The organism is Ruegeria sp. F12, from assembly GCF_056533885.1.
This window is the reverse complement of record NZ_JBQFOV010000014.1, coordinates 113,575-124,248: the sequence shown is the minus strand read 5'-3', so window position 1 is coordinate 124,248 and position 10,674 is coordinate 113,575. Positions and strand designations below refer to the sequence as shown.

Here is a 10,674-nt window from a genome sequence, read left to right as displayed (position 1 = left end):
GCGAATTGTGCGACCGTGGTGAAACAAAGTGCTATATCAAACTTGGGACAGCCGCGCCGCGATCACGACCTGACCCAGCGCGGCCAGGATCGCAGCGATGAACACGGCTTCGATGGCGATTATGCTGACCACCACGCCGCCCACAAGTGGCGCCAGCGCCGCCGGGGCCGCAAAGCTGTTAAACCACGCGGAATAGGCCGGACGGCGGTCGTCGGGCGAGATCTCCAGCAGGTAGCCGAGATAGCCGATGGTCACCCCGTTCATCATCACGCCGATCAGGAAGAACAGCGCCGCGAAACCGGTCAGCCCCGAACTCGAGACCACAAGCAGCAACACCAGCACCGGAGGTCCGAGACGCACCAGTGCCACTATCCCCAGCAGGCGCAATTTGCCCATCCGGTCGCCGATACGGCCCCAGACCGGATTCGAGGCCAGCGCGCCGACGGTCTGCGCCGCCAACAGCGTTCCGACATCCGCCGCCCCGAGGCCGCTGCGGCTGGCGGCAACGACATAGAACGGCAACGCCATCAGCGTCGCTGCGCCAAGCCATTGGAAGATCAGGAACAGCCGGAACCGGCGATCCTGTTGTAGTGTCGAGACCCCTTCGCGCAGAAATCCAGACAGATTGGCCGGGCGGTCCCGTGGCGCCCTTGCAGCGGTAGCGGGCTCACCCGCGGCGACAAAAAGCGTCGCAGAGACGATCATCAGCACCGCGCCGAGCCAGAAGATCAGCGCATAGGCCCTGAGCGGCAGCATCACGTCGAGCGCAAGTCGCAGAACGCCCGCCACCAGAACCGCCAGAACACCGCCGCCGAAAAAGCGCCAGGCCAACATACGGCTGCGGCGCTCGGACGGGATCGCCCGGCCGACGATGTCGTTGTAGGGCACCGCGACCACGCCGCTGACAAAGGCGTAGATTGTCCACAGCCCCAGCATCCCGAGCGCCAGCGGAACCGGAGGCCAATCGACCTGCGGCCAGTCGGCCCCCCACCACAGAAGCATACCGATCATCGCGACCGTGATCGCCCGCCCATAGGCACCAAGGGCGTAGAACGGCATGCGCCGATCGGTGCGCTCGGCGAGGTAGCCCACCGCGAACTGGGGCAGCAGCCAGCCAAGACGCAGGACCGTGCTGGCATAGCCCACGGCCAGCGCGCTACCGGTCAGCATATGCACCAGACTGGCCACCACCGTCGCGCTGTCCACCGCCGCCGACCCGCCCTGAAACACCGCACCAGCACCGGCGATGCGCCAAAATCTCGTGTCTTCGGGATTACGCCTTGCCATTCGCCGCCTCTGCCTCCGCCCGGGCGCGGCGGATGTCGATGCCGCTCTGCCACAACACCGTCAGGCCGATCCCGACCACCAGAAGGATCGTCAGCACATAGTTGAACAGGATCATCAGAAGGGCGGTTTCGTCCGGAACGCCAAGCACCTTGAGCGCGAACCCCGCCCCAAAGACAAAGCTCGCCGGGATGCGCACGAAACGACCCAGAACCATGGCGAACCCGGCAAACACCATCAAGAACAGGTAATCCCACGCGCTCAGCACCACGCCAACCGCCAGCCCGGCCCACAGGAAATGGGTTGTCGCCACCAGCTTACCCGCAATGGCTGCGGCAATGGCGGCGATGCGGCGGGCCCGTGCCTGTGGCCAGACGATCCCTTCACCGAGCGCGGTGCGCAGATACGCGCCATCGGCCCCGATGCGGGCGGCAGCCCAGTCGAAGAGTCGGCAGACCAGAGGGTCCTCGCTGAGAAGTGACGCGCGGAACCGGAACAGAACCCAAAGCAGGCTGCCGAAAAGCATCAGGTTCAACAGGCCCGCAACGCTCAATCCCAGCCGCAGGTCACCCTCGATCTGTGGAATCTGGCCGGCGGCGGCCACCGCTCCGGCAAAAAGGGCGAAAACGACGCCGTCGAGGAACCGGGCGATGATCGCGGTTGCAAGCACGGTCGCCATCTTCAGGCGGTCGAGCCGGGCAACCAGCCAGGCCCGGACCAGCGGGCTGATGCCGAGCGGGACAAGGACATTTGCGCCATAACCTGCCAGTAGCGCCCCCGTCAGCCGCAGGGTGCCGACCGGTTTCACGTCGAACAGGATCTGCCTCCACTTCCAGCCGCTCATCAGCTGCTCCAGCAGGATGGTGGCGGCAAGAATCGCGATCCAGAACATGTTGGCTCCGCGCAGGCCCTGCAGAAACAGCGCAAAATCGAGGCTGCCGTAGAGCGCAAACACCAGATAGAGCGCCAGGGCGGAGCCGAATATCGGCAGCAGCCACCGTTTCAGGAAGGTCCGCATTTGACATCCTCGCAACCACCAAGACCCCAATGTTTTAACCTCCGTATCATGATACGGTGTCAAGATGACGGTGACGGAGGGAGACCGCGATGCAACCACTCAAGATCGGCCAGGCCGCGCGCGAGACCGGGATAGGCGTCGAGACGATCCGATTTTATGAAAGGAAGGGCCTTGTCACTCAGCCGCCGCGCCCAATTGACGGCGGCGCGCGGGACTATGGTGGTGACACGCTTTGGCGGCTGAAATTCATATCCGGCGCTAAGAAGCTCGGATTTTCGCTGGCAGAAATCGCGGAAATTCTGGAGTTGCGCACGGCACCAAATACCGAGTGCGTCGCGATGCAGGCCAGAGCGCGCAAAAAGCGGGACGAAATTCAGGAACGGATCGACGGGCTTGCACGGTTGAGGAACAATCTGGACGAGCTGATCGCGGCGTGTCCGGGGCGTGGTGGAATTCAGAACTGTTCGATCGTGGGTGCCATAGAACGCAGCAGTGAGAAATAGGCGCAATTCCGGCCTTGAACGGAGGGTAGCGGAGTTGCTTGCGAACCGGGTTATTGCCAAGCAGGACCCAGAGCGGCAGGTGCAGCGAAAAAAGGAGAGCGAGGGTTCCGTTTCCGAGCAGAGTTTGCGTCAGATCATTGTGAGAAATCCCTGCGTCGCCCAGAAAGCCATATCTGATGAGTATCGGAGGGTGACGGACAAGTCGGCCCTGTAATGCGGTCCAGCTTTAATCCTACCGGTGCGATTTTATATCGGTTTAAAACAAGTTTACCCAAGAGGGAACATGACAATGAATAACCTGAGCCGCCGCCGCTTGATGCAAGGAGCCGCGGCAATTGCGTGCAGCGCGGCGCTTCCCGCCTTAGCGAAAATCGGTCCCTCAATCCATGTCCTGAAGGATCCGAATTGCGGGTGCTGCGGATCGTGGATCAAAATCATGCGGGCGGAAGGTTTTGAAGTAGGCGTGGAAAACAGTGCTTGGGAGGCCTTGAACGCTTACAAAACTGCCAATGGGATTCCGGAGGGCATGATGTCATGCCACACGGGCCGCGTGGAGGGCTACATGATCGAAGGACACGTCCCGCCCGCTGACATTCGGCGCCTGCTGGGCGAACACCCGGATGCCGTCGGACTGTCGGTTCCGGGAATGCCTTTCGGCTCGCCAGGCATGGGGCCGGAAAGCGAACGCGAAGCTTTTGACGTCTTCCTGATCCGCAAGGATGGAACCACAGAGGTGTTCGCCAGATACCCGGCCGCATGAAGTTCCGATGGCGCTGGCAAGATCCTGAAAAACGCGGCGCTCGCTTCTTCTGCCCGGTTTACGTGACATTCTTCACGGCAAACCAGTTGATCCGTGACTTCACGCCTGCCTTGTCCTACCGGGCAAGTTCCAGCTTACGGTGAAAAAATACCCGCGTCCGCAAAGCCTGATGACCGGCTTTGCGGACAAAACCGACATCCCGGCCGCCGTATCAACCGCAGCATTTGTAGCCCGCCTGAATTGGCGGGCATGGAGCCGATCCGTAGGAACAGTAGACGCAGCAATCGCCGGGAAGTGGCTTCAGGACTTTTCCGCAAGATGTGCATTCGTAGAACCACTGGCACGCGTCTGTTGGCATCGTTTCAGGCCTTGAATGTCCACATTCCGGGCAGATGATCGTGCTGACAAGGTTCGGGCGCTTTTCACTCATGGCGTCACATCAAGGTTATCAGGAAATCATTTATTCGGATTTCGTTGAGCACGATAACCCAAGCGATGGCCGTCAACGCAAAACTGCCTGTCAGCCACCATTTGAGGCGGTCGAGCGAACCACGGCGATACGCGACGATGCCAGAGAGAAACAGCAGGGCCGTCGAACCGCCGAGCACGTAATAACTCGCGGCGGCGATCTTGCCGAATACGGCCAGCCAGCTCCCTCCCAAGCCAAGTAAAATCAAGGCCATCGGCAAGATGCAGCAGGTCGCAACGCCAAGTGCGGTAAACGATCCAATAAAACTCGCGCCAACAAACTTGCTCATGGTCAGCTTTCTCCGGCTTTGACGAACTCGAACGGAAGCCGGTTCGACTTCCTCGATTCTTGCTTCGCGCGGTTTGTGAAATTCGACATCATGACCGACAACATGCATCCTGTAGTAGCTACAGGTTCAAGGGAAAGGTCATCACATGATTGCGATTGGCGAAGCGGCGAGATTGATCGGTCTGTCGGTCGAGACGATCCGCTATTACGAACGGGAAGGCATAGTCGAGAAAGCCGGTCGAACCGCCTCGGGACGCCGCGCATACACGGAACGGGAAATCTCCGAGCTCAGATTCATCAAACGCTGCCGCGATCTTGGCTTTACCATTCAGGATGCATGCGCACTTCGCGAATTGTCCAAAGCGCCCGAGCAAGCTTGTCGTGACGTCGAATACGTTGCAACAAGACATCTCGACAACGTCAGGTCAAAAATCGCCGCCCTCCAACGGTTGGAGCAAGCACTGGCAGAACTTGTGCAGACCTGCACCGAGGGTGCGGCCTCATGCCCCCTGCTAACGGCGTTGCTCAACGAGCCTTTCGTCAAAGATGTCATTAGCGGCCACTAATTGCAGCGCCTGGAAAACCGAAACTGGCTATCTCAGCTTGCGGAGGAGCGGCTTCATTGTCCCGGTATTCCGTAACCCTCAGCGATGACGGCCGATCTCTGTTGTATTATTGTTGAATGAGAGAATTGCGATCAGCTTACCCTCTAATTCGCTCTGTTAGCTATGCCGGGCTGGTGATGGCGTGGATGCTCTGATGCTGTCAACTAAGGAAGAAATACCAAAGAATCTGCAAATTTTTGCCGCTTTACCCCTAGAGGCTAAGAAGCTGTTGCAATTCCCCAAGCACATGAAGGCTTGGAATAAAACACATTGGCCGGGGAAGTTTGGATACTTTAGAGGAACGAGCATGGAGAAGGCAGATATGACAAATCCCACTTTAGTTCAGGGAGTGTTATCGAAAAACCTGCTGGGTTATCTCCCAATGGTCTGTTTTATATGCAGCTTTTTTGTGTCTGCCGCTACATTGCAAGCCTCTGAGCTTCCCTCGATCGGTCTTGACAAAAAGATTGGAGCGCCATCCGGTGCCAAATCACTGTGCAAAGACTACTCGTGGGCGTGCGCGAGCGCTCGTAGCTCTGGTCTGTCCGTGGCAAAAGAAAATCAGATCGTTAAAACGATCAACACGCGCGTCAATCGGAGAATCCGAGCAGTTTCGGATCAAAGCCAATATGGGACAAAAGAATACTGGACACTGCCGACGCAAGGGTCAGGAGATTGCGAAGACTTCGCTTTGCAAAAGAAGTTTGAACTTGTGCAGAATGGTTTGGATCCTACGAAGCTACTAATTGCGACTGTCTTGGACACCAATCGCAATGGCCATGCTGTTCTAGTCTATCGCTCGAGTGAAGGCGATTTGGTTCTGGACAATGTTACCAACAGGATCAAAACGTGGAAGGAAACGAGGTATCTTTTCCTACGAATACAGGACCCGATTCACCCTGATCGTTGGGTACAGGTTTTTAGTGGCTAAAAACAATGTGGCGCGCCCTCGAGACGCGCCACAATAATCTTTGGAGCTGCGACTACCGGTTTTTTCGCGGCAACCCAATTTTAGGACACCGCTTCAAACTTTGGTCAAGCTTTCGCAGCGTTGTACAAACGCGGAGTCACCAGACCTGTACTGTTCAAACCGCGCATCGCCTTGGCTGCCGCAAGCACTGCCAGATCAGCAATCGGCTCAATGACGATTACCAGCATATAAGCACCGCCAAAGGATAGAACCGAAGCCATGGTTTCTGCGCCGAAACCCTGGCCGTAGAAGGCCCAGAACCCAACCCATGCGACTACTCCTCCCTGATACGTCGCACTCAGCGCAAGAGCTTGGCCATATTTGAGGTCAACATATGCTGTGCCGGGAGCGATGATGCGGCTGGCCAGTGCTTGTAGCGCAAATAGCGGCACCAGCAGAGTGGTCAGGTTGATGAAGTACTGCGGAAGATCGAACGGGGCAAAAAAAACACCCTGAATCAGGAGACCAGCTGCCAATCCAAAAGCCGCGGGTGCAGCACCGAGAAGCAGAAACAGCGTCGACCCCAGGATGAAGTGGACTTCAGAGACACCAACCGGGAAATGCGGCAGGACTTCGAAGAAAAGGAAAACCCCAACGGTGGCGAGCACCGAGCGCATAGCAAAAGATGCAGGTCCATTCGCACGCAATGTGGAAAACGTTTCTTTCGCTGCGTAAGTAGCCGCACCTGCGGCGGTAACATAGGAAAGCGCGATTTTGGCACCATTCACGATGCCCGGTTCGATATGCATGTTCTTTCTCCCTACCGCCTCACCCGGCGGCTTGTCAGGTTGAATCGACCGTAAGGCCGACAGGTTCAGTCTGGGCATAGCCCGGCGCTTTACGGCAGGTCTCCTGACTCGCGGGTGCTCGCTCCGCCAACCTTCCCGGTTCCATTACGAACCAGTGGTGTCTTGGCATCGCTCTCCGCTCACAGTTGCGGGGGCAGTTACGGAATTGGCGCCATTGAAAACACCGAACCGTATTCCCTTTTAATCCTTTTGGCTTCCGCCATCAGGAACCGAAAACAATTCACCGCTACAATGGCGGCTTCGTTTCTGTCAAATGTCTTTGCGACCTAGTCCGAAGTAGACTCGACCGATGCAGGATTCACGCAACCGGCGACATGGTCCATTAGGTAAACCAAGCGTTACCTGAAACCTCTTGAAGCTCTAGCTGCTAGAGGCTTTAAGACTCGAATTTGATCGCAAAAATGCGATGCAACCACATTACACTTGTGAACCAGGACGAGACTTATGCTGACACGGCGCCATTTCATTCAATCAACCACAGCGCTATTCTCGGCGTCTGCGGCCAGTCCATTGATCGCCAAAACATGGCCAACCTCGTCGCAAAAGACCTATTGGGACAGCCAGGTCACGCCATTTGACTACGATCCAGCGACCTCAAATCCATGGGGCGTTCATGACCGTTTTTTACCACGACGTGTCGTAGCAAATGATGGTTTGGTTCCCGGTGACATCCATGTCGATGCCGTCGCGCGCTATCTTTACCATATCGAGGAAGGCGGCACAGCAATGCGCTATGGCGTAGCGATCGCGCGTGGGAACCTTTACGAGCCCGGTACCTATGCTATCCGGCGCAAGGTCGAATGGCCACATTGGACGCCAACGGCTTCAATGATCGAGCTCAACCCCGAATACGCGGAATTCCGGGATGGCATGGAACCCGGGCCAAGTAATGCTCTCGGCTCTCGAGCCCTTTATCTATACGTTGGGGATCGAGATACTTATCTCAGAATCCACGGTACACCTCAGCCCAGAAGCATCGGTGGTCGCGCAAGTTCTGGATGTGTTAGAATGATCATGGCCCATATCAATGATCTCTACCCACATGTAAAAATCGGCTCGACCGCATACTTATACTCGGCCGAAGATAGCGTCACAGCCCGCTCATAAATTTTGGGCAGCGCAGGTGGATGTCGCTGCCCTCTTTTTTATCAGGCGTCACGCGCAGCGCAGATCGGGGCGCCATTCGTTGCGCGCAGTGGAACCAGCGTCGTCTCGACAGGTCCGCTGTGCTCATACCAAAAGCAGTTATCTTCTGGCATAAGGCGCGCTGTGGCCAGATCTTGCCCCGGTTCTGCCAGCGCAACAACTGAATCCGGCAGGTTACCTGGTTCGAATGCTTTGCTTTTGCCCCCTGTGAACTGGGCTGAGCAACCGGCAGTAATCGAGACTAACGTGATGGTAATTGCGATCCGTTTCTGCATTGACTTGTTCCAAAATTTATTACGTCTTCTGCGACTAAATTGCATCCACGCGACCGGCCCGCAAGAAGGAATGAAGCATCAATATCGCGGGCAACGAACCGGATTGAAAAAAATTGAAAAAGGTATTGAAGCTCTAGTTGCTGTAGGAACTATTTGCAAAGGACCGCAGAGATTCTTGAGGTCTAACTATGTCATCCGATACCCACAACCACGACCATGACCACGAAAATAGACAAGGTCACAACGCGTGCGGCAGTAGCGGGTGTGGTGACATCGCGCCCGCCGGTCCGATTCCCGAAGGTGGCAGAAGCTTTCAGGTCTCTGGCCTCGATTGCGCCGAAGAGGTTGCGATCCTGAACCGGGTTATCGGCCCGAAAGTTGGTGGTGAAGAGCATCTCGCTTTTGATGTCATCAACGGTCGAATGACGCTTCTTGAAAGTGCTGCCAAGCTTTCTGACGAAGATGTCATGCTGCTGGTTGCCAGCACCGGTATGACCGCCAATTCTTGGGATGACGGAAATGCCGCGCAGGATCAGGCGGCGCATATTGCACGTCAGCGGCGGTTCACCGCGCTCAGCGGAGGGTTTTGGGCAGCGGGTTTTGGCTGGCACATTTTCGAAACCGGCATGGGCGGTGCGCTTGGGCTGTTCTCGGGACATGGTGAGGTTCCGATGCCATTAGCCGAGGCAGCTTTGTTCGCAGTCGCGATCTTGTTTGGCGTCTGGCTGGTGGCCCCTAAGGCCTGGTATTCGGCGCGTCGACTTTCGCCGGATATGAACCTTCTGATGGTTGTTGCCGTCGCTGGTGCCATCGCTCTGGGCGAGTTTTTTGAAGCGGCAACTGTAGCATTTTTCTTTTCGCTTTCTCTTTATCTGGAAAGCTGGAGTGTCGGACGGGCTCGCAACGCAGTATCCGCGCTGCTTGATCTGGCCCCCCCGACGGTTCGGCTGGTTCGTGCTGACGGTTCCGAGGCAACGGTCCCGGCGGCGGATGTCTTTGTCGGTGACAGCTTCATCGTTCGGGGTGGGGATCGCATTCCACTTGACGGCGAAGTCATCGAAGGGGCCGGTGCCGTTGACCAGGCTCCAATCACAGGTGAAAGCGCGCTGGTTCCCAAAGAGCTGGGTGATGAGGTCTATGCCGGCACAATCAATGGTGAAGGCACCCTCAAAATTCGTGCGACGAAAACAGCGTCCGATACCGTGCTTGCCAAGATCATCCGGATGGTCGGTGATGCTCATGCTCGCCGTGCGCCGGTTGAGCAGTGGGTTACAAAATTTGCGCGGATCTATACGCCCATCGTTATGGTCGTTGCAGTGGCCATCGCCCTGATCCCACCGCTTGCATTTGGCGCATCGTGGGGCTTCTGGTTTTACAATGCACTTGTTCTTCTGGTTATCGCCTGCCCCTGTGCGCTCGTCATTTCCACACCGGTTTCCATCGTTGCGGCTTTGACCGCTTCGGCCCGGGCTGGGGTTCTGATTAAGGGCGGCGCATATATCGAGGCCCCCGGGCGTACCACCGCACTGGCCATGGACAAGACCGGCACGATCACCATGGGAGAGCCTGAAGTTGCCAATGTGTATCCGCTGGGCGACGCATCCGAGCAGGAGCTGTTGGCGAGCGGTGCCAGCCTCGAGGTTCGGTCTTCACACCCGCTGGCCCGCGCCATTTTGACCAAGGCAGAACAGACCGACATTTCGATATCTGCGGCTGAAGACATCCGAACCGTTCCCGGTCGGGGTCTTGAAGGCCGCACCGAGCGCGGAGATATCTGGCTTGGCTCTGACCGCTTCGCTGTAGAGAAAGGCTTTGGCGCGTCCATCCCTGCCGAATTGCGCAACCAAATCGAGAGCGCGGGAAGCACACTTGTGGTTGTCGGGGATGAGAACGGAGTCACCGGTTTGCTTGAGCTGCGGGACCGCATTCGCCCCGAAGCCCGAAGCATCGTTGCCCGGCTTCACGCGCAGGGCGTGAAGTCAATCATCATGCTGACTGGTGACAACGAACAAACCGCGAGAGCGGTAGCAGCCGAAGTCGGTATCGACGAAGTCCGGGCCCAACTTCTGCCGGAGGACAAAGTCGCTGCGATTGAGGAACTGGCAGAACAGCACGAGATGGTTGCGATGATCGGCGATGGCGTCAACGACGCGCCTGCGATGGCTCGGGCACATTATGCAGTTGCGATGGGTGCAGTTGGGTCCGATGCTGCGATTGAGACCGCAGACATTGCTCTGATGACCGACGACATCGGTAAAGTACCCTGGCTGATCGACCATTCACGTCGAACCATGTCGATCATCCGTCAGAACATCGGCTTCTCACTTGCGACCAAAGCATTGTTTGTCACTCTCACGGGTTTTGGTTTGGCATCCATGTGGGGTGCAATCGCTGCTGATGTCGGAGTGTCCTTGCTGGTCGTGGCCAATGCCTTACGGCTTCTGAAAGCTCCGGAAGATCATACCGCCCAGACTAAGGCAAATACCCTTGGCTCGCAGGGAATAGGCGCTGCGACCACATAAGAGCGAAAGCCGGACTCCAGGTGTC

The 10,674-nt window shown here is 57.2% G+C and carries 13 protein-coding genes and 1 riboswitch; of the genes, 6 read left to right on the top strand and 7 right to left on the bottom strand.

Translation table 11 applies throughout. The features are described from left to right. Nucleotides 1–36: 36 nt before the first annotated feature. Both ACR0CA_RS17375 and ACR0CA_RS17370 read right to left on the bottom strand, forming a co-directional pair. On the bottom strand, nt 37–1,287 hold the full coding sequence (locus tag ACR0CA_RS17375; RefSeq protein ID WP_152460753.1) for an MFS transporter: 1,251 nt from the start codon (nt 1,285–1,287) through the stop codon (nt 37–39). Further along, nucleotides 1,274–2,302 (bottom strand): lysylphosphatidylglycerol synthase domain-containing protein, encoded by a 1,029-nt coding sequence (locus ACR0CA_RS17370; protein WP_152460752.1) that lies wholly within the window; start codon nt 2,300–2,302, stop codon nt 1,274–1,276. The genes ACR0CA_RS17375 and ACR0CA_RS17370 overlap by 14 nt, the downstream gene beginning before the upstream one ends. Before the next feature lie 89 nt (nt 2,303–2,391). On the opposite strand from ACR0CA_RS17370, the gene ACR0CA_RS17365 reads away from it, so the two are divergent. Together ACR0CA_RS17365 and ACR0CA_RS17360 are read left to right on the top strand one after the other, a co-directional pair. After that, a complete protein-coding gene (locus ACR0CA_RS17365; protein WP_152460751.1) occupies nt 2,392–2,805 on the top strand; it encodes a heavy metal-responsive transcriptional regulator in 414 nt (137 codons plus the stop codon). Between the two features lie 283 nt (nt 2,806–3,088). After that, nucleotides 3,089–3,565, top strand: a complete 477-nt coding sequence (locus ACR0CA_RS17360) for a DUF411 domain-containing protein (RefSeq protein ID WP_152460750.1) — start codon at nt 3,089–3,091, stop codon at nt 3,563–3,565. Between the two features lie 211 nt (nt 3,566–3,776). Here the strand turns inward: ACR0CA_RS17360 and ACR0CA_RS17355 are convergent, their stop codons facing one another. Together ACR0CA_RS17355 and ACR0CA_RS17350 are read right to left on the bottom strand one after the other, a co-directional pair. Then, nucleotides 3,777–3,995: a GDCCVxC domain-containing (seleno)protein gene (locus ACR0CA_RS17355; RefSeq protein WP_152460749.1), complete on the bottom strand. Its 219-nt coding sequence runs from the start codon at nt 3,993–3,995 to the stop codon at nt 3,777–3,779. A 4-nt stretch (nt 3,996–3,999) separates the two neighbouring features. After that, a complete protein-coding gene (locus tag ACR0CA_RS17350) occupies nt 4,000–4,323 on the bottom strand; it encodes a hypothetical protein (RefSeq protein ID WP_152460748.1) in 324 nt (107 codons plus the stop codon). A 145-nt stretch (nt 4,324–4,468) separates the two neighbouring features. Here ACR0CA_RS17350 and ACR0CA_RS17345 point away from each other — a divergent pair, with 145 nt between their 5' ends. Together ACR0CA_RS17345 and ACR0CA_RS17340 are read left to right on the top strand one after the other, a co-directional pair. Beyond that, nucleotides 4,469–4,888 carry a MerR family transcriptional regulator gene (locus ACR0CA_RS17345; RefSeq protein WP_152460747.1) on the top strand — a complete coding sequence of 140 codons (420 nt, stop codon included), beginning with the start codon at nt 4,469–4,471 and terminating at the stop codon, nt 4,886–4,888. A 181-nt stretch (nt 4,889–5,069) separates the two neighbouring features. Beyond that, nucleotides 5,070–5,858 carry a transglutaminase-like cysteine peptidase gene (locus tag ACR0CA_RS17340; protein ID WP_254705416.1) on the top strand — a complete coding sequence of 263 codons (789 nt, stop codon included), beginning with the start codon at nt 5,070–5,072 and terminating at the stop codon, nt 5,856–5,858. Nucleotides 5,859–5,962: 104 nt separating this feature from the next. On the opposite strand, the gene ACR0CA_RS17335 is transcribed toward ACR0CA_RS17340, so the two are convergent. Beyond that, the gene (locus tag ACR0CA_RS17335; protein WP_050605693.1) at nt 5,963–6,646 is read right to left on the bottom strand and encodes an energy-coupling factor ABC transporter permease; all 684 of its coding nucleotides are present in this window, start codon (nt 6,644–6,646) and stop codon (nt 5,963–5,965) included. Nucleotides 6,647–6,722: 76 nt separating this feature from the next. Beyond that, nucleotides 6,723–6,935: riboswitch (cobalamin riboswitch) on the bottom strand. A gap of 215 nt (nt 6,936–7,150) precedes the next feature. Here ACR0CA_RS17335 and ACR0CA_RS17330 point away from each other — a divergent pair. Continuing rightward, nucleotides 7,151–7,813, top strand: a complete 663-nt coding sequence (locus ACR0CA_RS17330; RefSeq protein ID WP_170602103.1) for a L,D-transpeptidase — start codon at nt 7,151–7,153, stop codon at nt 7,811–7,813. Nucleotides 7,814–7,854: 41 nt separating this feature from the next. On the opposite strand, the gene ACR0CA_RS17325 is transcribed toward ACR0CA_RS17330, so the two are convergent. Together ACR0CA_RS17325 and ACR0CA_RS17320 are read right to left on the bottom strand one after the other, a co-directional pair. Then, the gene (locus ACR0CA_RS17325) at nt 7,855–8,127 is read right to left on the bottom strand and encodes a hypothetical protein (RefSeq protein WP_050605691.1); all 273 of its coding nucleotides are present in this window, start codon (nt 8,125–8,127) and stop codon (nt 7,855–7,857) included. 191 nt (nt 8,128–8,318) lie between these two features. Continuing rightward, complete coding sequence (locus ACR0CA_RS17320; protein ID WP_480900369.1) at nt 8,319–8,522, bottom strand: hypothetical protein; 204 nt, start codon at nt 8,520–8,522, stop codon at nt 8,319–8,321. 27 nt (nt 8,523–8,549) lie between these two features. On the opposite strand from ACR0CA_RS17320, the gene ACR0CA_RS17315 reads away from it, so the two are divergent. Next, nucleotides 8,550–10,649, top strand: coding sequence for a heavy metal translocating P-type ATPase (locus ACR0CA_RS17315; RefSeq protein ID WP_480900367.1), 2,100 nt, complete (start codon nt 8,550–8,552; stop codon nt 10,647–10,649). Nucleotides 10,650–10,674: the final 25 nt, after the last annotated feature.

Coding starts and splice junctions, on each gene's coding strand:
- ACR0CA_RS17375 (WP_152460753.1), bottom strand. CDS start 1,287: ATGGCAAGGCGTAATCCCGAAGACACGAGATTTTGGCGCATCGCCGGT.
- ACR0CA_RS17370 (WP_152460752.1), bottom strand. CDS start 2,302: ATGCGGACCTTCCTGAAACGGTGGCTGCTGCCGATATTCGGCTCCGCC.
- ACR0CA_RS17365 (WP_152460751.1), top strand. CDS start 2,392: ATGCAACCACTCAAGATCGGCCAGGCCGCGCGCGAGACCGGGATAGGC.
- ACR0CA_RS17360 (WP_152460750.1), top strand. CDS start 3,089: ATGACAATGAATAACCTGAGCCGCCGCCGCTTGATGCAAGGAGCCGCG.
- ACR0CA_RS17355 (WP_152460749.1), bottom strand. CDS start 3,995: ATGAGTGAAAAGCGCCCGAACCTTGTCAGCACGATCATCTGCCCGGAA.
- ACR0CA_RS17350 (WP_152460748.1), bottom strand. CDS start 4,323: ATGAGCAAGTTTGTTGGCGCGAGTTTTATTGGATCGTTTACCGCACTT.
- ACR0CA_RS17345 (WP_152460747.1), top strand. CDS start 4,469: ATGATTGCGATTGGCGAAGCGGCGAGATTGATCGGTCTGTCGGTCGAG.
- ACR0CA_RS17335 (WP_050605693.1), bottom strand. CDS start 6,646: ATGCATATCGAACCGGGCATCGTGAATGGTGCCAAAATCGCGCTTTCC.
- ACR0CA_RS17330 (WP_170602103.1), top strand. CDS start 7,151: ATGCTGACACGGCGCCATTTCATTCAATCAACCACAGCGCTATTCTCG.
- ACR0CA_RS17325 (WP_050605691.1), bottom strand. CDS start 8,127: ATGCAGAAACGGATCGCAATTACCATCACGTTAGTCTCGATTACTGCC.
- ACR0CA_RS17320 (WP_480900369.1), bottom strand. CDS start 8,522: ATGCTCTTCACCACCAACTTTCGGGCCGATAACCCGGTTCAGGATCGC.
- ACR0CA_RS17315 (WP_480900367.1), top strand. CDS start 8,550: ATGACGCTTCTTGAAAGTGCTGCCAAGCTTTCTGACGAAGATGTCATG.